General features: G+C 57.9%; 17 protein-coding genes and 1 riboswitch. Of the genes, 10 read left to right on the top strand and 7 right to left on the bottom strand.

Annotated elements, in window-relative coordinates; all coding sequences use genetic code 11:
• Positions 1-3 precede the first annotated feature (3 nt).
• From DI396_RS09385 to DI396_RS09375, 3 genes are all read left to right on the top strand, one after another.
• Positions 4-399 (top strand): rhodanese-like domain-containing protein, encoded by a 396-nt coding sequence (locus DI396_RS09385; protein ID WP_110795951.1) that lies wholly within the window; start codon positions 4-6, stop codon positions 397-399.
• 258 nt (positions 400-657) lie between these two features.
• Positions 658-1221: a hypothetical protein gene (locus DI396_RS09380; protein WP_110795950.1), complete on the top strand. Its 564-nt coding sequence runs from the start codon at positions 658-660 to the stop codon at positions 1219-1221.
• A gap of 168 nt (positions 1222-1389) precedes the next feature.
• A complete protein-coding gene (locus DI396_RS09375) occupies positions 1390-1740 on the top strand; it encodes a hypothetical protein (protein WP_110795949.1) in 351 nt (116 codons plus the stop codon).
• A gap of 405 nt (positions 1741-2145) precedes the next feature.
• On the opposite strand, the gene dapD is transcribed toward DI396_RS09375, so the two are convergent.
• Positions 2146-2973 carry a 2,3,4,5-tetrahydropyridine-2,6-dicarboxylate N-succinyltransferase gene (gene dapD, locus DI396_RS09370; RefSeq protein WP_110796048.1) on the bottom strand — a complete coding sequence of 276 codons (828 nt, stop codon included), beginning with the start codon at positions 2971-2973 and terminating at the stop codon, positions 2146-2148.
• 164 nt (positions 2974-3137) lie between these two features.
• On the opposite strand from dapD, the gene DI396_RS09365 reads away from it, so the two are divergent.
• Positions 3138-3986: an LOG family protein gene (locus tag DI396_RS09365; protein ID WP_110795948.1), complete on the top strand. Its 849-nt coding sequence runs from the start codon at positions 3138-3140 to the stop codon at positions 3984-3986.
• A 48-nt stretch (positions 3987-4034) separates the two neighbouring features.
• On the opposite strand, the gene rlmN is transcribed toward DI396_RS09365, so the two are convergent.
• Together rlmN and DI396_RS09355 are read right to left on the bottom strand one after the other, a co-directional pair.
• Entirely contained in the window at positions 4035-5216 is a 1182-nt protein-coding gene (rlmN, locus tag DI396_RS09360) for a dual-specificity RNA methyltransferase RlmN (RefSeq protein ID WP_110795947.1), read from the bottom strand.
• A 115-nt stretch (positions 5217-5331) separates the two neighbouring features.
• Positions 5332-5841: an invasion associated locus B family protein gene (locus tag DI396_RS09355; protein WP_110795946.1), complete on the bottom strand. Its 510-nt coding sequence runs from the start codon at positions 5839-5841 to the stop codon at positions 5332-5334.
• Positions 5842-6043: 202 nt separating this feature from the next.
• Between DI396_RS09355 and DI396_RS09350 the strand changes: the two genes are divergently transcribed.
• Both DI396_RS09350 and DI396_RS09345 read left to right on the top strand, forming a co-directional pair.
• On the top strand, positions 6044-7075 hold the full coding sequence (locus DI396_RS09350) for an asparaginase (protein WP_110795945.1): 1032 nt from the start codon (positions 6044-6046) through the stop codon (positions 7073-7075).
• 110 nt (positions 7076-7185) lie between these two features.
• Positions 7186-7341, top strand: a riboswitch (FMN riboswitch).
• A gap of 77 nt (positions 7342-7418) precedes the next feature.
• Positions 7419-7868: a 6,7-dimethyl-8-ribityllumazine synthase gene (locus DI396_RS09345; RefSeq protein ID WP_110795944.1), complete on the top strand. Its 450-nt coding sequence runs from the start codon at positions 7419-7421 to the stop codon at positions 7866-7868.
• A gap of 47 nt (positions 7869-7915) precedes the next feature.
• Here DI396_RS09345 and serB read toward each other — a convergent pair whose 3' ends face one another.
• The gene (serB, locus tag DI396_RS09340; protein WP_110795943.1) at positions 7916-8794 is read right to left on the bottom strand and encodes a phosphoserine phosphatase SerB; all 879 of its coding nucleotides are present in this window, start codon (positions 8792-8794) and stop codon (positions 7916-7918) included.
• A 203-nt stretch (positions 8795-8997) separates the two neighbouring features.
• Here serB and DI396_RS09335 point away from each other — a divergent pair, with 203 nt between their 5' ends.
• From DI396_RS09335 to DI396_RS09325, 3 genes are all read left to right on the top strand, one after another.
• Positions 8998-10140 carry a phosphoserine transaminase gene (locus DI396_RS09335; RefSeq protein ID WP_110795942.1) on the top strand — a complete coding sequence of 381 codons (1143 nt, stop codon included), beginning with the start codon at positions 8998-9000 and terminating at the stop codon, positions 10138-10140.
• A 95-nt stretch (positions 10141-10235) separates the two neighbouring features.
• Positions 10236-11828, top strand: coding sequence for a phosphoglycerate dehydrogenase (serA, locus tag DI396_RS09330; protein WP_110795941.1), 1593 nt, complete (start codon positions 10236-10238; stop codon positions 11826-11828).
• 79 nt (positions 11829-11907) lie between these two features.
• Positions 11908-12642: a metallophosphoesterase family protein gene (locus DI396_RS09325; RefSeq protein WP_110795940.1), complete on the top strand. Its 735-nt coding sequence runs from the start codon at positions 11908-11910 to the stop codon at positions 12640-12642.
• On the opposite strand, the gene DI396_RS09320 is transcribed toward DI396_RS09325, so the two are convergent.
• The gene (locus tag DI396_RS09320) at positions 12639-14219 is read right to left on the bottom strand and encodes a hypothetical protein (protein WP_110795939.1); all 1581 of its coding nucleotides are present in this window, start codon (positions 14217-14219) and stop codon (positions 12639-12641) included. The genes DI396_RS09325 and DI396_RS09320 overlap by 4 nt on opposite strands.
• 140 nt (positions 14220-14359) lie before the next feature.
• Here DI396_RS09320 and DI396_RS09315 point away from each other — a divergent pair, with 140 nt between their 5' ends.
• Positions 14360-15535 (top strand): acetyl-CoA C-acyltransferase family protein, encoded by a 1176-nt coding sequence (locus DI396_RS09315; protein WP_110795938.1) that lies wholly within the window; start codon positions 14360-14362, stop codon positions 15533-15535.
• A gap of 85 nt (positions 15536-15620) precedes the next feature.
• Here DI396_RS09315 and DI396_RS09310 read toward each other — a convergent pair whose 3' ends face one another.
• Complete coding sequence (locus tag DI396_RS09310) at positions 15621-16646, bottom strand: hypothetical protein (protein WP_110796047.1); 1026 nt, start codon at positions 16644-16646, stop codon at positions 15621-15623.
• Positions 16647-16876: 230 nt separating this feature from the next.
• A complete protein-coding gene (gene secA / locus DI396_RS09305) occupies positions 16877-19579 on the bottom strand; it encodes a preprotein translocase subunit SecA (protein WP_110795937.1) in 2703 nt (900 codons plus the stop codon).
• Between the last annotated feature and the right edge of the window lie 43 nt (positions 19580-19622).

The raw sequence follows: 19622 nt of genomic DNA, 5'->3' as shown, positions 1-19622 counted from the left end.
AAGATGAAGCGGATCAAGGATATGGTGGCTGAGGCCAACGAGATTGTCGCCCATGCCCCTGCCGCCGAAGTGATGGCGCGCCACGGGGCGCAAGGCGTCACCTTTGTCGATCTGCGCGACCCGCGTGAACTGGAGCGTGAGGGCATGATCCCCGGTGCATTTCATTGCCCGCGCGGGATGTTGGAATTCTGGATCGATCCCGAAAGCCCCTATGCCAAACCGCAATTTCAGACTGGCGATCATTTCATCTTCTATTGCGCCTCTGGTTGGCGCTCTGCCCTATCGGCCCGCGCCGCACAAGAGATGGGATTAACAAACGTCAGCCACATCACCGACGGGTTTTCCGGGTGGAAAGCGGCGGGCGGCGCGGTGGGGGAAAAGCCGGTAAAGCGCGCATGAACATCTCTATCGAGCCATAACCTGACAAAGTAGTGCGGCATTTGCGCCAACCAACACCCTCGCGGGGTATTCTTGTGGGGCTTTTCTCTATCTGATGCTCCGACGCATTCTGTTCACCATGCGGGTCCCCGTGATGGTCGTGGACTTCATAATCGGCTGGCTGCGCAAATACGCGTCTCAGTCTGGCAGCGGTATCACAACCCAACTTGTAGAGATTTGTAGGACTTGCTAACAGACTGTCGCAACGGATGGTAACCTATGGCCCTAGGTTATTATCAGGAATATATCAGATATGCACGCCTCGGCCTTCGCGCTGAAGCGCGAAAATCTATCTTACGTTTTGTAGAATCGCTGTCATCGTTTGCGGACAAGCAGGCATGGACGTATGCAAACTTGCTAACGGTCGATAGAAATGGAGCATCGAGCGTTAGACATGAAATCTATGACCTCATCGCCTTCCCCGTCTTGCTCGACGGATACAAACGTAGGGACCCAGAGTGCTGTTTTCTTATGGGCATGAGCTACCAAAACCTCCTAAACTACATGGGACGCCTTGACGGAATTGAATTTGTCTCTCGTGTAGAGCTTCTGAAAACTGCGTATTTTGCAGTTCCAACTTCACAAAAGTACCGGCAGGCATTGTTGGAAGCCCTATTACAAGATTTTACCTATTGTGATCACGAGTGGCCGTCTGGAATTTTGGGATATTCGTACCCGTTCGAAAACTTAAAGCAAGAAGTAAAGTTGGCTAAAAAGTTGGACGAAGAGCGTCTCTTTTGTGATCGGCTAGCAGAATTCTCAGAACGAATTGAACAATCGTGAAGGTCAGCTGAACGGACTTAGTTGCCTTCCTCGTTATCGAAGTGCAGACTTCCTAGTTAGACAAATAATCAGGTGTTTAATCCCACGGTTTAAGATAGTTAGGTGTTTGATCCCACGGTTTAATGGTGCGATCATTTTTTCAAGAAGCATGAAAAGTTAGGGGTTTAAATGGGACACCTGTCTGTCAAAAAAGACGATATCGACAGCATCAATAAGCACTATGAAGAGTGCAAAAAGGCCCAAGAGCCTTATGTCATCTGCAAGCGCAGGAGGACCAAGGCAGACGTAGATTTCGATTACATTTCATTCGATAAACCGGTCGATAACATTCTGAAGGATAACCGCGAAGAGATCGTCTCCAAAGCAATCGAAATCTTCAATAACCACTCAAGTAAAGGTGCAAAACGCAACGTCAGCGCCTGTTTGATCTCGTTCAGCAATCTCGAAGTCAACCAGGCTGAACAAGCGGCTTCTGAGGTCTTCCACATGATTTCAGAAGTGGTGAACCGTTCGCGCTAGCACCCCAGCCCCTCCCGAGAGCGGGCCTCCGCTCCTTCGGGGCTAACGTGGCGTGTAACGCGAGCAAGAAATGTAATTTGTTAGCGCTACACCAAGAATAGCGATTTTGGCCCGGCAAGCGGCTGGCCGCCGCCTTCGTCTTGGCTAAAAGATTGGCGGCTGCACGGCCTTCCAAAAAACACCGTTTGTTTAACGGTTCGCTCAACTAAACATTGACCCACGTGTTATGGAAGGAAGCTTTGTCCGTTCAGCCGACCTTCCGGACGACGCAACCGTCCCCGCAGATTTCTGCGAGGACATTCGTCCGTCTAAATTCGTGTTGCACAGGGGGTCATGCGTGGGTCTTCAACACATGAGGTAAGGGGCTTGCCCTCGGCCAGCCCCTTATTTTAAACCCCACAAAGATCAGTCGCGCAGCAGCTCGTTGATCGAGGTTTTCGAGCGGGTTTTGGCATCCACGCGCTTCACGATCACGGCACAATAGAGGTGCACACCGTTCTTCGACGGCATGGAGCCGGCCACAACCACCGATCCTGCGGGCACTTCGCCGTAGAATACTTCGCCGGTGTCGCGGTCGAGGATTTTGGTCGACTGGCCGATGAACACGCCCATGCCCAAAACCGATCCTTCGCGCACGATACAGCCTTCGACCACCTCAGAGCGCGCGCCAATAAAGCAGTTGTCTTCGATGATGGTCGGGCCGGCCTGCATCGGTTCCAACACGCCGCCAATGCCAACGCCGCCGGACAAATGCACGTTTTTGCCGATCTGTGCGCAAGAGCCAACCGTGGCCCATGTGTCGACCATCGCGCCCTCATCAACATAGGCGCCGAGATTCACGAAAGACGGCATCAACACCACACCGGGCGCGATAAAGGCGGATTTGCGCACGACGCAATTGGGCACGGCGCGGAAACCTGCGGTTTTCCATTCGGCTTCGCCCCAGCCTTTGAATTTGCTGTCGACCTTATCCCACCAACCGGAGCCCTGCGGGCCACCGGATTGCTCTTCCATATCCTTGATGCGGAACCCCAAGAGCACGGCCTTTTTGGCCCATTGGTTCACATGCCACGACCCGTCGGATTGTTTTTCCGCCACGCGCAGCTTGCCACTGTCCAGCGCGGCCAATGTGTCTTCAATCGCATCGCGGGTTTCGCCCGTGGTGGCGGATGTGATGGTGTCGCGCGCGTCCCACGCGGCTTCGATGGCAGTTTCCAATTGAGCGTTGGACATGGGGCGTCTCCGTTTCAAATCAATTTCATTCGCAACGGCTATAGAGCCAAGCGCCAAGCGGCGCAATTCCTCAACCGCTTTGGCGTCTGGCAAACCCGCCACAGACGCGATACCTCTAGCGCAACCTTGATACATAACCGGCGCGCGCGCCGAAGAGAGAGCAGATGACCGAAGACCATCCCCCCACCGCATTTCGAGACGCCCACGCCGATATTTCCACCGCCCGCGAAGTGCCGGACACGCCACAAACCCGCGCACCATCCTACCGGCTGGCCTTTGCCGATGATGAATTCCTGTGCCGTGATGAATTACGCCCCGTGCGGTTGCAACTGGAATTGCTCAAACCGCAAATGCTGTTGGACGAGGCCGGGATCGAAACCACCATCGTGCTCTTTGGCGGCGCGCGCATCCCGACGCCCGAAAACAAAGACACGGCCAAGACCGAAACCCTTGGCAACCTTTCGAGCTTTTATACCGAAGCGCAGCGTTTCGCGCGGATGATGACCGAACGCTCAAACGCCACGGGCGGGCGTCGACATGTCATCGCCACCGGCGGTGGACCCGGCGTGATGGAGGCGGGAAACCGTGGCGCGATGGACGCCGGCGGACATTCTATCGGCCTCAACATCGTGCTGCCGCACGAGCAAGCTCCGAACGAATATGTCACCCCCGGCCTATGCTTCAATTTCCACTATTTCGCCATTCGCAAAATGCATTTTTTGATGCGCGCCGAAGCGATTTGCGCCTTTCCCGGTGGGTTCGGCACATTGGACGAGATGTTCGAAGCTCTGACCTTGATCCAAACCGGCCGCATGAAACGCGTGCCGTTCTTATTGTTCGGTCGTGCCTTTTGGGAGGGGATCATCAATTGGGAGGCTTTGGCCGACGCCGGCACCATCGCGCGCAGCGACCTTGAATTGTTCCGGTTTGTCGAAACCGCCGAAGAGGCCATCGAAGCAATGGACACCTGGGAGGGCAAAGGCAAGACACGCAGCGCCCCCTCCGGTCGATAGGTCCGCGTTTCAAGCCGGAACAGAGACAGCATTCGGCATGAGCGGGGGTTACATCCCCGCGTCGGCTTCGATCTGCTTGCGGCTTTTGCGGGCGCGTTCCGTCGCGGATTTCAATTGCCCACAGGCGGCCATGATGTCCTCGCCGCGCGGACGGCGCACGGGGCTGGAATAGCCCGCATTATGCACGATATCGGCAAAAGCGCGGATGCGATTGTTCGAGCTGCGCTTATAAGGCGCGCCGGGCCATTCATTGAAAGGGATCAGGTTGATTTTGGCCGGAATGCCTTCGATCAATTTGACCAAACGGCGGGCGTCTTCGTCGCTGTCGTTGATCCCGTCGAGCATGACATATTCAAAGGTGATCCGTTCGGAATTGGACACCTTCGGATAGGCGCGCAAAGCGTCCAAAAGCGTCTCGATATTCCACCGCTTGTTGATGGGCACCAATGTATCGCGCACGGGGTCGGTCGTGGCGTGGAACGACACCGCCAAAAGGCACCCGATTTCTTGCGCCGTGCGTGCGATCTCCGGCACCACACCAGAGGTCGACAAAGTGATCCGGCGCCGCGACAGGCAAATGCCTTCGGGGTCCATGACGATGTTCATCGCGTCGCGCACGTTTTCGAAATTATACAAAGGTTCGCCCATGCCCATCAGGACGATGTTCGAAAGCAAACGCTTTTCCTCTTCGACGTTGCGGGTGCCCGGCTCGGGCCATTCGCCCAAATCATCGCGCGCCATCATCACCTGTCCGGCGATCTCGCCGGCGGTCAGGTTGCGCACCAATTTTTGCGTGCCCGTATGGCAAAAGGAACAGGTCAACGTGCAACCGACTTGGCTTGAGACGCAAAGCGTGCCACGACCTTCTTCGGGGATATAAACCACCTCGACCTCGTGACCGCCTGCGATCCGCACCAGATATTTGCGCGTGCCATCCTCGGACACTTGTTTCGAGACGACTTCGGGGATCTCGATCACGAACCGTTCGGCCAAATCGGCGCGTAGGGTTTTCGACAGGTTGGTCATCGACGCGAAATCGCGCACGCCCCATTGGTAAATCCATTGCCAGATCTGCCCGACCCGCATCTTGGCCTGCTTCTCGGTCACGCCCGCGCCGATCAAAGCATCGCGCATTGCCGCGCGGGTCATACCGACAAGGTTCACCGGACCCTCGGGCAGTTTGCGCGGGATCGTGTGAACGTCTTGCGTGATCGGAGCCGTGGCCGTCATGGATCTATTCCTTTTGGGATTTCTGCGGCTTTACAGGATTCGCAGAGCTTTTGCCAAAGAAAACGCCCCGCCGCCCCATCACGGGGCCGCGAGGCGCAAATCTGTAGCCATGCGCTTACTTACAACGCTTTTCGGCCTCTTCCAACGCCGCCGTATAGCCGGAGAGCGAGAATTCGTCTTTGGTTTGGGTGCCACGACCGGACCGCCCGGTCAAAACCGCCGTCGCCCCGCGCTTCATCGCCGCGATGATCTTGCTGTCATCGGACGCAGAGGCAGGCCATGCCCATTCGCCTTCGGTGAACAATTCGAACTGCGATCCGCCGATGGTCATATTCACCGTGGATCCGCTGGCAAACGGATAACCGCCGGTGAAGGTCACTTGCCCGTTCACACCCGCACTCGGGCGATAGAACGTCATCAACAAAATCTCGCTGCGCGTTACGGCAACGACACGGCCATCTTTGGTGTTTACGGTTTCGGCCGGAGCCGACACCGCCCAACATTCTTTCGGATTGGCCTCTTCGAAAACGCTCCACGCGGTTTTCGCAGCCACCTGATTGGTGCTTGCTTGTTGCGCCAATGCGGGACTTGCTGCCAATACCGCCCCGATGAATCCAACGCGCATTAAACCCGTTGCGATACGTGATACCATGTCTTGCAGCCTCCAGCTGTCTCTTTGCCTCAATGTCATCTGCGCCCAGCCTTAAAACGGCTTTTTAAAGAGCGTCATGACGTTTTCGTCTCGACATTGCTATATTACACTGAAATTCGCCACTGACGAAAGACCAATTGGCGGATTTTCGCACAGAAGTGAGCAGGAGCACCCGATGACACAGCCAGAGACTCTGACAAACGCCGCGCCCGCCGGTGCGCCGGTCCCCTTTGCCGAAATCTGGCGCGGGCCGTTTTTGGAAAGCGTGCATATGGGTCATGCGGTGGTGTGCGACACGCAAGGCGAGATCGTCATGGCATGGGGCGATCCGCATGCGGTGGTCTTGCCGCGGTCGTCGTCGAAGATGCTCCAAGGTTTGCCCTTGATCGAGAGCGGCGCGGCGGATGCGGCGGGATTGACCGATGCGCAATTGGCCCTAGCCTGCGCCTCGCACCAAGGTGCGGCGATCCACACCAGCCGCGTGGCCGCGTGGCTGGAGCATCTGGGAAAATCCGAAAGTGACCTGCGCTGCGGCGTGCAACCGGCCGCCGATGTTCCCGAGGCCGAACGCCTGATCCGCGCGGGCGAAAGCGCTTGCCAGTTGCACAACAACTGCTCTGGAAAACATGCGGGATTCTTGACGCTGAACGCTCATCTTGGTGGCGGCAGTGAATATGTCGAGGCCGATCACCCCGTGCAAAAGGCGGCGCTTGAGGCCTTCGAAGACCTCACCGGCGCGGACAGCTACGGCTATGCGATCGACGGCTGCTCGGCCCCCAATCACGCAACCACCGTCCACGGTATGGCCCGCGCCATGGCCTATTTTGCAGGCGCAAAAACAGGCTCTAACACACGGCAAAACGCTGCTGCACGGCTGCGGGATGCGATCTGTGCCTATCCCGAATTGGTCGCGGGCGAAGGCCGTGCCTGCACCGAGCTCATGCGCGCGATGGACGGCCGCGTGGCGATTAAAACCGGCGCCGAAGCCTATTACGTGGCCATCCTCCCCGAAAAAGGATTGGGCGTCGCACTCAAGGTCGTGGACGGGTCCACACGCGGCGCCGAATGCGCGATTGCTGCGATCCTCGTCAAATTGGGCGTGCTCGATGCGAACCATCCCGCCACGCGCAAACGGATGAATGCGCCGATCCGCAATTGGCGCGGCATTGAAACCGGTATTTTGCGCCCTGCGGCGGCGCTTGCGTGAGACAGGTATGACGGGGGGACCGGCACGTGCCGCGCACATCTACTGTGCGGCACCCCGCATATTTGAGTGCGCCGCCCTCTTGCCAAACCTGTCGCGCCTTGCCAAACTGGGCCGGTTCTCAGGGCGGGGTGCAATTCCCCACCGGCGGTAAGCGCGAAAGCGTAAGCCCGCGAGCGCCTTTGCAACCAAGTCATTGGAGCAAAGGGTCAGCAGATCTGGTGCGATTCCAGAGCCGACGGTCATAGTCCGGATGGAAGAGAACGACAATTGACGCGCCTTTACCGGTGCTTCAACGGTCGTCTTTCGCTCTGGGTGATGTGTAACGCTAAGAGAGGAAACGCAAATGACACACACCCGCTACGCATTTATCAAAGCCAATTGGCATGCCGATATCGTCGATCAGGCCTTGACCGGATTCGCCGAACTGATCCCAATGGCGCAAATCGACGTTTTCGATGTCCCCGGCGCCTTCGAGATGCCGCTTTTGGCGCGCGATTTGGCAGAAACCGGAAAATACGCGGCCGTGGCCGCCGCCGCATTGGTCGTGGATGGGGGGATCTACCGCCATGATTTCGTCGCCGCCGCCGTGGTGGACGGGTTGATGCGCGCATCCCTGGACAGCGGCGTACCCGTCCTGTCGGTCTCGCTCACTCCGCATCATTTCCAAGAGACCGAGCATCACAAAGCCATCTACACCGCGCATTTCGTCGAGAAGGGCCGCGAGGCCGCGCGCGCCGCTTTGATGATTGGCGAGGCCCGTGCCAAAATGAACGCGCCGAGCGTCGCAGCCTAAGCGATACAGCCTTTGCGCCCGATCACGCGATGGGGCGCAAACAGGCTCTAACCCGCCGCAAACTCTGTCTTGGCATAGCCTTGAATATATAACAGCGCGGTCAAATCGCCGTGGTTGATGCGGATATCGCATTGCGCCGCAACGGACGGCTTGGCGTGAAGCGCAACGCCGCTGCCCGCGATGCCGAGCATACCCAGATCATTCGCCCCGTCACCCACGGCCATGACGTCATCATGGCCAATACCAAGCCGCGCGGAAATCTCTTTGAGCGCCTGCACCTTGGCTTCGCGGCCAAGGATTGGCATGCCCACGGTGCCGGTCAACGTGCCATCCTCGACGTTCAATGTATTGGCGCGGTTCTCGTCAAAACCCAAAGCCGCCGCCACATGACCGGTAAAGGCCGTGAAGCCCCCCGAAACCAACGCGCAATAGGCGCCATGGGCCTTCATCGTGGCAAGCAAGGCCTTGCCCCCGGGCATGAAAGTAATGCGGTCCTCGATCACTTCGGCAATCACGCTTTCGGGCAGGCCAGCCAGCAAAGCCACCCGTTCCTTCAACGCGCCTTCGAAATCCAATTCGCCATTCATCGCCTTGGCGGTGATCTCTTTGACCCGTTCCCCAACGCCGGCCACATCGGCCAATTCGTCGATGCATTCTTGTTGGATCATCGTGCTATCCATATCGGCCAGCAGCATCTTCTTGGTGCGTCCGTCTGCAGGTTGCACGATCAAATCAACGCCAGCGGCCTGTAAATCGGCCCAAACGTCCCACCGATTCGCCGGCATATCCTGCATGGCGAATTCCGCCGCTTCGCCCACCGCAAGCCAAATGGCATCGCCCCCGCCCCATGCGTTGCGTAGGTTTTCGACCATCGCACGGTCAAGCGCAGGGGCCGCAGGATTGGTCACAAGCGTGGCGATATACATGGCAAATCTCCGGTTTTCGCGCGGTTAGAGCCGCTTTTGCCGCCTCATACCGCGCCGCGCCCACCATGACCAGAGGGAGCACTGCGGCGCTTTATCTTCAATCTGCGTCACTTTGGGCATTGCCCGATTATATATTCGCGCTTATGTCCGGCTGCGGGACACCTCTCCCCAACGAGAGGCATTTATCTGTAAGGATACCAGAAATGGCTATTACCGCTCCGGCCACGCGTCCGGCAAACCCGCGTTTTTCGTCCGGCCCCTGTGCCAAACCCCCCGTATTTACACTGGATCGCCTGTCGGACGCTGCCTTGGGCCGTTCGCACCGCGCAGCTATTGGCAAGGCCAAGTTGAAAGACGCGATCGAAAACACCCGCGAGATCCTCGGCATCCCCGAAGGCTACAAAATCGGCATCGTGCCCGCGTCCGACACCGGCGCGATGGAAATGGCCATGTGGTCATTGCTCGGCGCACGCAAAGCCACCATGGTCGCATGGGAAAGCTTTGGCGCCGGTTGGGTCACCGATGTGGTCAAGCAGCTTAAAATCGACGCCGAAGTCAAAACCGCCGACTATGGCGATATCGTTGATCTGGCCTCGCTCGACTTCAACACCGACGTTGTGTTCACATGGAACGGCACCACATCGGGCGTGCGCGTCCCGAACGGCGATGCGATCCCCGCAGACCGCGAAGGCCTGACCATCTGCGACGCCACTTCAGCGGCTTTCGCGATGGACCTGCCTTGGGACAAACTCGACGTGACGACCTTCTCTTGGCAGAAGGTTCTCGGCGGCGAAGCGGCCCATGGCATGATCATCCTCAGCCCCCGCGCGGTTGAACGGCTTGAAACATATACCCCCGCATGGCCTCTGCCGAAAATCTTCCGCATGACCAAAGGCGGAAAATTGATCGACGGTATCTTCCGCGGCGAAACCATCAACACGCCTTCGATGCTCGCAGTGGAGGATTACCTTCAGGCACTCGAATGGTCGAAATCCATCGGCGGCCTCAAGGGCCTCATCGCCCGTGCCGATGCCAACGCGGGTGCGATCCACGCATTTTGCGCGGCCAAGCCCTGGATCGCCAATCTGGCCAATGATCCGGCGACCGCTTCGAACACCTCGGTGTGCCTCAAATTCACCGATGATCGCATCACCGATGGCGCGACCTTTGCCAAAGCCGTTGCCAAACGCATGGAAGCCGAAGGCGTTGCCCTCGACATCGGCGCGTATCGCGATGCGCCTGCGGGTCTGCGTATCTGGTGCGGTGGCACGGTTGAAACCTCGGATATCGAGGCAATGCTGCCATGGCTCGAATATGCCTTCGAGACCGAGATCGCGGCTCTGTAAGGCTTAATCGTCTCTATTTGCGGTGCGTTCCGGCGCGCCGCCTCCCCCATATTTTGCGCGATCCGCGCAGGCACAAAACACAGGAGCCTTATCCCATGGCACCCAAAGTCCTTATTTCCGACAGCCTTTCCGAAGCCGCCGTTCAGATTTTCCGCGACCGCGGCATCGACGTCGATTTTGAACCCACACTTGGCAAAGACAAAGAAAAGCTTGCCGAAGTGATCGGCAACTATGACGGTCTCGCCATCCGGTCCGCGACCAAAGCCACCGCCGCTTTGATCGAAAAGGCCGACAACCTCAAAGTCATCGGCCGCGCCGGCATCGGCACCGACAACGTCGACAAAGAGGCGGCATCGAAAAAGGGCGTGATCGTAATGAACACGCCGTTCGGCAACATGATCACCACCGCCGAACACGCGATTGCGATGATGTTCGCCGTGGCGCGCCAAATCCCCGAAGCCTCTGCTTCGACCCATGCGGGTAAATGGGAAAAGTCGAAATTCATGGGCGTCGAATTGACGGGTAAAACCCTTGGCGTCATCGGCGCGGGCAACATCGGCGGTATCGTCTGCGACCGTGCGCGCGGATTGAAAATGAAAGTCGTGGCATTTGACCCCTATCTTGGTGAAGAAAAAGCCGACAAAATGGGTGTTGAAAAGGTCGAGCTCGACGAGCTTCTCAAACGCGCCGATTTCATCACGCTGCACGTCCCATTGACCGATAGCACCCGCAACATTCTCTCCGCCGAGAACCTCGCCAAAACCAAAAAAGGCGTGCGGATCATCAACTGTGCCCGCGGCGGTTTGGTTGATGAGGTCGCTCTCGCCGAGCAGCTGAAATCTGGCCATGTTGCCGGCGCAGCGTTTGATGTGTTCTCGCAAGAACCCGCCACAGAAAACCCGCTGTTCGGTCTGCCGAATGTGGTCTGCACCCCGCACCTTGGCGCGGCAACGACCGAAGCCCAAGAGAACGTCGCCCTGCAAGTTGCCGAGCAAATGGCCGATTACCTGCTGACCGGCGCCGTATCCAATGCGCTTAACACCCCGTCGATCACCGCCGAAGAAGCCAAAGTCATGGGCCCATGGGTCAAATTGGCCGAACACCTCGGTTCTTTCATCGGTCAATTGACCGACGAGCCGATCGAAGAGGTCAATATCACCTATGATGGCGTCGCCTCCGAAATGAACCTCTCGGCCCTCGAATGCGCCGCGATTGCAGGCATCATGCAAGCGTCGAACCCCGACGTGAACATGGTCTCTGCCCCCGTGATCGCCAAAGAGCGCGGCGTGCAGATCTCGAAGACCACCCAAGATGCCGCAGGCGTGTTCGACGGATATATCAAAGTCGACATCAAAACCGCCAAGCGCGCGCGGTCCATCGCAGGCACGGTGTTCTCGGATGGCAAACCGCGCTTCATCCAGATCAAAGGCATCAACATCGACGCCGAAGTGGGCGAGCACATGCTCTACACCACCAACGATGACGTTCCCGGCATCATCGGTGCCTTGGGCCGGATTTTGGGCGAACACGAAGTCAACATCGCCAACTTTACCCTTGGCCGCGCCGTGACCGGCGGCGAAGCAATTGCTTTGCTCTATGTGGACGGTGTGGTGGATCCCAAGGTTGTCGAGGCATTGCAAGCGACCAACCTGTTCAAACAGATCAAGCCGCTATCCTTCGACGTCTAAAACGGCTTTAGTAAAAATTGGCGCCGCTCCTGTTTCGAACGGGGGCGGCGCAGTGCGTTTTACCACGAAAGAGCCTGCCATGACCGACCGCCCCATCTATGCCATCGGCGATATTCACGGACAGATCGACATGCTTCACACGGCGTTGCAGCGCATCGATGCCGATGGTGGCCCCAATGCGAATATCGTGTTCCTCGGCGATCTCGTGGACCGCGGACCAGGCAGTCGAAGCGTCATTGAATTGCTGCGCCTTGGGCAGGAACAGGGTCGAAATTGGACGGTTGTGCGCGGCAACCATGATCAGCTTTTTCTCGATTTCCTCTCCGGTGGGCCGATGATGTCACCAATGATCAAATCGCGCCTGTCTTGGTTGCACCCACGGATTGGCGGGGCCGAAACATTGGCCTCCTATGGCGTCGCCGCAAACGAGGCCCACCCGCAACGCGACGAAGCGGTGGCCGCCGTGCCACGCAGCCATGTTGATTGGCTCTCAACGCTGCCCTATTGGCACGAAACTCCCGAACTTTTGTTCGTGCATGGCGGCATTCGCCCCGAGGTGGCGCTGCACGATCAAAAGCCCGAAGACTTGATGTGGATACGTGATCCGTTTTTCGCCCATACCGGCCCGCATCCGTGGCTTGTCGTGCATGGGCACACCGCGCTTGAAACCCCGACGCATTTCGGCAATCGCGTCGATCTGGACAGCGGCGCGGGGTATGGCCGCCCGCTGACCGCAGCGGTGTTCGAAGGCACGCAATGCTGGGTACTCGAAGACAACGGTCGGCGCGCGTTGCGCCCCGAAAACCGTCTCTAATCCTGCCGAACTGCGCCGGTCACCGCCGCCGCGCCAAGCGCCGTTATGATCCACCCGAGTGCCTTTGCAAACCAGCGGATCCACCACGCCAAACGCCCCAAATCGGACCGCGATGTCGAGGGCGCCCATGCATCCTCCTGGCCGAGCGATACAATCGGGATCACCAGATCGGCAGCATAGGCAAAGGCTTGGAAAGTTTCCCAATCCTGCCCCGCTTGGCCAACCTGCGACCAATAGGCGCCCGGATTATCCGGATGGCTGCGCGTTGCCGCGATCCAATCCTTGGATATCAGGATCGGCGCCGCATTTGGCGTCATGTCTCCGGCTTTCCATGTGTAGTGGAAAAACACACCCAGCGAGAAAATCATCGCCAAAGCCAGCGCCAAAACCCGCCCCGGACGATACCCGTATCCCACCGCGAACCGCATCACCGCATCACCGCAAACCGCGAGGCCAAAGCGCATACTTCGACCCTGTTGCCGTAGAATACGGCGATCTTCGCGGCGAATGATTTGCTCCTTGCGCATCAAAACCGTTCGCGCATCCGTGCGGTGCCCCATATGCATCAACACCCGCGCCAGATGCTCATAGGGCTGCGCGGTAAAGGGCGTATCGCGAGGCCGCCGCTCCAACCATTCGAGCCGCGCAACCAATCCGGTTTCCGAATGCCGCGAAAAATCATCGTAGGTAAACCCGTCAAGCCGAATGCGGTAAGTTGCCCCCGGTCCTGCGGGTTCGTCCCGCAGCCGGCCCGCGCTTGCCCCGGCAAGGCTGACTGTGCCGCGCGCGATTTGGTTGTCCTTGAAATAGAGAATCCCGCCAATCCGCGCCCGCGCAAATGATATTGCGATATCCGCACCATGCTCCTCGCTGGATGAAAATATCTGGTCAATCGGTAGATCCTGCCGCGGTGCCACAGCGCAATTGGTAATAAAAACATCATTGGCGATCTCGGCAGAGGACAGGAACAACGCCCCGTCTGCCTCGAGCGTCGTCTCATCGTTGGAATAGGGGTAGTTGCCCAAAAACAAAGAGCCATCAATCTGCAACGACGGCGCAAAAATCGCATCCTGTCCCGGCGTGTGCAGGGTACACCCGCAAAACTGCATGTCTCCTTCGATCCGCACCCCCGACAGGGATATGTCACCATTCACGACGCTCTCCCCGCGCAAGAAAAGCGACCCATCGAAATGCGCATTGTCCGCCGATAACCCCACCAGAACGCAGCCTGAAAAATACAACCCGCGTACCCGCGCATTCACCATTTCGATGGGATGCGACAGACGGCAGTCCGTGAAGCTGAGATCATAAGGTAAAACCGCGCCCTGAAGGTCGAGAACGCCGCTGATGAAAGCGCCCCGCAAGCGCAACCCTTTTTCCGGCAAGAGCGTCTTCCCAAGACGCCCCAACATCAAAAGGCGCAATACGTCCGCACGTATTTCCGCCGAAAGAGTGTCTAATTCATCCCCGTCCACGGGGCACTCACCGGTGCCGACTGTGATCCGTTCCGACCCTTCGCATTCAGCCAATAGCTGTTCCTCGGCGGGCAAAAGCGGATGAAACGCGTCCAATGTCATGCACAAGAGACTGCCATGACCCACGCGGCAATGCAAAGATCTTTGCGCCGGTTTTCAAGGGATATGACGGCAGGTTTTTGTGACAAAGCGCAGCCAATTCTGCATAATGCGGCCAACTGGAATTAAGGGAAAGATCCATCATGTCAGATATCGTCATTTTGTCCGGAGCACGCACCGCAATCGGAACCTTCGGCGGCTCGCTCGCTGGCACACCGACCACCACTTTGGGCGCCACAGTCGCCCGCGCCGCATTGGAACGCGCTGGTGTCGAGGGCGACCAGATCGGCCATGTGGTTTTCGGCAATGTCATCAACACCGAACCGCGCGATATGTATGTCAGCCGCGTCTCCGCAATCGAAGCGGGTATTCCGAACACCACCCCCGCGATGAACGTCAACCGGTTGTGCGGCTCCGGCGCGCAGGCGATTGTCTCGGTCTACCAATCGCTGTTCATGGGGGACGCCGATTTTGGCCTTGCAGGCGGCGCCGAAAGCATGAGCCGCGCGCCCTATATCGTGGAAGACCAACGTTGGGGCGCGAAAATGGGCGACGTTCGCACGCGCGACATGCTGCTCGGCACCCTGAACTGCCCCTTTGGCAGCGGGCATATGGGCGTCACGGCCGAAAATGTCTCTGACGAACACAATGTCAGCCGTGAAGATCAAGACGCCTTTGCGCTGGAAAGCCAGAAGCGCGCGGCAGCCGCCATTGCCGCCGGTCACTTCGAATCGCAAATCGTCCCTGTCGAGGTTAAGGTTAAGCGCGAAACGGTTGCTTTTGCGGTCGACGAACACCCCAAAGCCACCACCGCCGAGGCACTCGCGGGGCTCCGTCCTGCTTTCAAAAAAGACGGGACTGTGACTGCGGGCAACGCCTCGGGCATCAATGATGGTGCGGGGGCTCTGGTGCTTGCCCGTGCGGAGGCCGCCGAAAAGGCAGGTCTGAAACCTCTGGCGCGGATTATTGGATATGCCCATTCGGGCGTGCGCCCGGAAGTGATGGGCCTCGGTCCGATCCCCGCGATTGAAAGCCTCCTGAAGCGCACCGGCATGAGCGTTTCTGATTTCGACGTGATCGAAAGCAACGAAGCATTTGCCGCACAGGCCGTGGCCGTGAACCGGGCGCTCGGATTGGATCCTGCCAAGGTCAACCCCAACGGCGGCGCGATTGCTCTCGGCCACCCTGTCGGTGCGACCGGCGCGTTGATCACGGTGAAGGCACTCTATGAATTGGAGCGTATCGGCGGCAGCAAAGCCTTGATCACCATGTGCATCGGCGGCGGGCAAGGTATCGCCCTGGCCATCGAGCGGCTCTAATCCGCCAGTCGGATACGGAAACGACAACGCGCGGTCCCCAAAGGGCCGCGCGTTTTTACAAAGGCCGCCCGAAGGCAAAAGCGGATCAGTTGCGTGCCACGGTCACATCATTGAGCAGGCCACGCATCACCACAAAATCACCCACAGCATCGCAGGACGGCATTTCCAGGCTCAGATCATGCACCTTCAATGACGTGCCGCGACCGGATTGCAGGGTCTGCGCATCGACCACGCGCCCGCAATTCAAATCCGTCACTTCGGCTTCGACGCTGAGCGCCACATCCCCTTCGAGCAAGGCCGTGCCGGTTGGGAACGTGTAGATTTCTGCCATCAAGGGTTCGGCTGCTGCGCTATCGCCCAAACGCGTAATGAACCCGCCAACACCACGTGCCGCCGCCGCCATATCGCGCGCTTGCTCCGCCCAAACGTGGCCTTCGCTGTCATAGTCTGCGCCATATTCGCGGGCATGGACTTGCAATCCGCTGGCGCCTTTCCACTGCACGGCCACACGGTCATAAAAGGCCAGTGAAGACACGTCGGTATTGGCCACCGCGCCTTCGCCGCTGGCGAACGCGGCGATAAACACCGCATCCTCGGCCAAGGCAGGCACCGTCACCGACAATTTGCCGTCTTCCGACGTTACCTGCGTGATCATCAAGCCGCTGTGGTGAATGGTCAGCCGCGCATTCCCAAGGCAAGGCGCATCAAGGTTCAACTCGACCATCGCCGCCGCCGTCGGCTCAACGGTCATAGCGACTTCGCAACCAAAGCTCGGGGCTGGCTCGTCCTTCGGCAATTCCCCCACAGGCGCATCACGCAATGCCGCATGCCGCAACTGAGGCATCGATGGCAATTCCATTGTGCCTTGCGCGGGCTTTACCTGCGCCACATTCGCCGCCTCTTGGGGAGTCGAAGAAAGCGCCGACGTGAGGGTTATCCCTTCGATATCAAGCATTTGCGTGCGTGGTGCAGGGCCTTTCGGGATCATAGATTGCGCGACAATCTGCGGGACGCCGCGCGGGGCCGGATCGCTGCCATGCTGCATAACAAACCCGATTCCCAAAGCGGCGGCAAATGTACCCCCGACTATTCCATAGCGTTTCACATTCATCGTTTCGCCCTCCACAAGGCCACTCTTACCATGAGCTCACTCTTAACAAGGCCCAATGTGGGCGCAAAAAGCGGTCTGCATATGGCATGCGCGGGGAGTCATTCCGACAAAATTAAGGCAAAATTAACGAATCGCATGTCCGAGTGAGTGGCCCCGCAGGGTCGTCAACGAACGCGAACAGGCCACGACGCACCCCTGCATCGTGGCCTGCTTGCTTAAAAGTCAAAATTCTAAAGCAGTTTACCGTGGCAATGTTTGAACTTTTTACCGGACCCGCACGGACACAAATCATTGCGCGCGGGGTTACCCCATGTCGCGGGATCGCTTTCGTCGAAACCTTCTAATGCGGCCCCTTCGGGCGCGTCCGCTGCGGCCTGCGCTGCATCCGCCGCACCTTGCAGTTGGGCCTGCTGCTGGGCGATCTGCGCCAACATCTGCTGTTGCTGCTCTTCGCTCATCGGTTCAACCCGCGACAAGCGTTGGGTCACATCCTCGCGCAAACTGTCGAGCATGCTTTCAAACAATTGGAAGGCTTCGTTTTTATATTCGTTGAGCGGGTCCCGTTGCGCGTAGGCACGGAAATTCACCACAGAGCGCAGGTGTTCCAACGTCAACAGATGCTCGCGCCATTTACCGTCAATGGTTTGCAACAAGATCTGCTTTTCGATCTGGCGCATGTTTTCCGGCCCAAAACGCTCGGCCTTTTGCGCCATCTGCTCGGCTGTGGCCTTTTCCAGACGCTCCGCGATTTCTTCGTCATCGACGCCTTCTTCGGCGGCCCATTCGATCACCGGCAGATCAAGGTTGAGCCGCTCGATCACGGCGGCATAAAGCCCCTCGACATTCCACTGATCCGCATAGGTTTTCGGCGGCATGAACTCATCGACCATATCGTCAATGACCTGCTCGCGCATATCCTCGGTGATCTCCGACAGGTCTTCAGCTTTCATGATGTCGAGACGTTGCGCAAAGATAACTTTACGCTGCTCGTTCATCACATCATCGAATTTCAAAAGCTGTTTACGAATGTCAAAGTTGCGGCCTTCAACCTTGGCCTGCGCCCGTTCCAACGACTTATTCACCCAAGGGTGCACAATCGCCTCGCCCTCTTTCATGCCCAACGATGACAGCACTTTTTCCAACCGCTCAGAGCCGAAAATCCGCATCAAATCGTCTTCGAGCGAAAGGAAGAACGACGAGCGCCCCGGATCACCCTGACGGCCGGAGCGACCTCGCAATTGGTTATCGATACGGCGGCTTTCGTGGCGTTCGGTGGCCAAAACAAACAGTCCCCCCGCATCCAGAACCCGTTGTTTTTCTTCGGCGTGTTCGGCTTCGATCCGGCGACGCACGGTATCGGGATCCGCCTCGGGATCGGCTTCAAGGGCTTCAAGAACCTTCATCTCGACGTTGCCGCCAAGTTGAATGTCGGTCCCGCGACCGGCCATGTTGGTGGCAATCGTCACTGCGCCGAATTTACCCGCATCGGCCACGATCTGCGCTTCACGTTCGTGCTGACGGGCGTTGAGCACGTCATGTTTGATGCCCGCCGTATCCAGCATCTGCGACAGGGCCTCGGATTTCTCAATCGACGTGGTGCCAACGAGGATCGGTTGCCCCTTTGCGGTCGCCTCTTTGATCGTCTCGACGATGGCCGCATATTTTTCGCGCGCGGTGCGATAGACGGCATCGTCTTCATCGACCCGTTGGATCGGACGGTTGGTCGGCACTTCGACCACGCCAAGCCCGTAGATTTCCGCAAATTCTTCGGCCTCGGTGACCGCCGTGCCGGTCATGCCCGACAGGGTATCGTAAAGACGGAAATAGTTTTGGAAGGTCACCTGCGCCAATGTGGTGTTTTCCGGTTGAATCGTCACGCCTTCTTTGGCTTCGATTGCCTGATGCAATCCTTCGGACAACCGGCGTCCGGCCATCATCCGTCCGGTGAATTCATCAATCAACACCACATCCTGGCCGCGCACGATGTAATCTTTGTCTTTGTTGAACAGCTTGTGCGCGCGCAAGGCTTGGTTGACGTGGTGCACCACGGTGGTGTTTTCCGCATCATAAAGCGTCGTGCCTTCTTCGAGAAGCCCGCGCGACAACAGCAGGTTTTCGAGGAAATCATTGCCCTCTTCGGTATAGGTCACCGAACGGGTTTTTTCATCGATCGTATAATGCTCATCCGTCAATTCGGGGATCACGGTATCGATGGTTTTATAAAGCTCCGAACGGTCCTCGGACGGGCCGGAAATGATCAAAGGCGTGCGTGCCTCGTCAATCAGGATGCTGTCGACCTCATCCACCACCGCAAAATTATGCCCGCGTTGGAACATTTGCGAAAGTTCGGCCTTCATATTGTCGCGCAGATAATCGAAGCCAAGCTCGTTATTCGTCGCATAGGTGACATCGGCGCCATAGGCGGCTTGTTTTTCGGTCTCGGGCTGGCCGGGATAAACAACCCCCGTGGTCAGACCCAATGCCCCATAAACTTTGCTCATCCATTCGGCGTCACGTTTGGCAAGGTAATCGTTGACCGTGACGATATGCACGCCCTTGCCCGTCAGCGCATTGAGGTAGGAGGGGAAGGTCGCCACAAGGGTTTTACCCTCGCCGGTCTTCATCTCGGAAATATTACCTTGATGCAGGAAGATCCCGCCCATCAATTGCGTGTCAAACGCCCTAAGCCCCAAGGCACGGCGCGCCGCCTCACGACAATTGGCAAACGCTTCCGGCAAAAGCGCGTCAAGGCTCTCACCGTTCTTGGCCCGCTCCGAAAACTCGGCGGTTTTGGCGATGATGCCCTCATCGGAAAGTTTTTCAAACTCGGGCTCGAGCGCGTTGATCTTCTCAACAATCGGGCGCGTCGCCTTTATTTTACGATCATTCGGTGTCCCGAAAACCTTTTTGGCGAGTGTTCCGAGTCCCAGCATTCTCTATCCGTTCCGGTCGTTGACGATATTGTGGCCTCTTGGG

Source organism: Litorivita pollutaquae (genome assembly GCF_003205515.1).
Lineage (GTDB): Bacteria > Pseudomonadota > Alphaproteobacteria > Rhodobacterales > Rhodobacteraceae > Litorivita > Litorivita pollutaquae.
The sequence above is the reverse complement of the archived record's forward strand: the minus strand, read 5'-3'. Positions and strand labels throughout refer to the sequence as shown.

Coding starts and splice junctions, on each gene's coding strand:
- serA (WP_110795941.1), top strand. CDS start 10,236: ATGGCACCCAAAGTCCTTATTTCCGACAGCCTTTCCGAAGCCGCCGTT.
- DI396_RS09315 (WP_110795938.1), top strand. CDS start 14,360: ATGTCAGATATCGTCATTTTGTCCGGAGCACGCACCGCAATCGGAACC.
- DI396_RS09335 (WP_110795942.1), top strand. CDS start 8,998: ATGGCTATTACCGCTCCGGCCACGCGTCCGGCAAACCCGCGTTTTTCG.
- DI396_RS09385 (WP_110795951.1), top strand. CDS start 4: ATGAAGCGGATCAAGGATATGGTGGCTGAGGCCAACGAGATTGTCGCC.
- DI396_RS09365 (WP_110795948.1), top strand. CDS start 3,138: ATGACCGAAGACCATCCCCCCACCGCATTTCGAGACGCCCACGCCGAT.
- rlmN (WP_110795947.1), bottom strand. CDS start 5,216: ATGACGGCCACGGCTCCGATCACGCAAGACGTTCACACGATCCCGCGC.
- DI396_RS09380 (WP_110795950.1), top strand. CDS start 658: ATGGCCCTAGGTTATTATCAGGAATATATCAGATATGCACGCCTCGGC.
- DI396_RS09345 (WP_110795944.1), top strand. CDS start 7,419: ATGACACACACCCGCTACGCATTTATCAAAGCCAATTGGCATGCCGAT.
- DI396_RS09355 (WP_110795946.1), bottom strand. CDS start 5,841: ATGCGCGTTGGATTCATCGGGGCGGTATTGGCAGCAAGTCCCGCATTG.
- serB (WP_110795943.1), bottom strand. CDS start 8,794: ATGTATATCGCCACGCTTGTGACCAATCCTGCGGCCCCTGCGCTTGAC.
- DI396_RS09375 (WP_110795949.1), top strand. CDS start 1,390: ATGGGACACCTGTCTGTCAAAAAAGACGATATCGACAGCATCAATAAG.
- secA (WP_110795937.1), bottom strand. CDS start 19,579: ATGCTGGGACTCGGAACACTCGCCAAAAAGGTTTTCGGGACACCGAAT.
- dapD (WP_110796048.1), bottom strand. CDS start 2,973: ATGTCCAACGCTCAATTGGAAACTGCCATCGAAGCCGCGTGGGACGCG.
- DI396_RS09320 (WP_110795939.1), bottom strand. CDS start 14,219: ATGACATTGGACGCGTTTCATCCGCTTTTGCCCGCCGAGGAACAGCTA.
- DI396_RS09350 (WP_110795945.1), top strand. CDS start 6,044: ATGACACAGCCAGAGACTCTGACAAACGCCGCGCCCGCCGGTGCGCCG.
- DI396_RS09310 (WP_110796047.1), bottom strand. CDS start 16,646: ATGAATGTGAAACGCTATGGAATAGTCGGGGGTACATTTGCCGCCGCT.
- DI396_RS09325 (WP_110795940.1), top strand. CDS start 11,908: ATGACCGACCGCCCCATCTATGCCATCGGCGATATTCACGGACAGATC.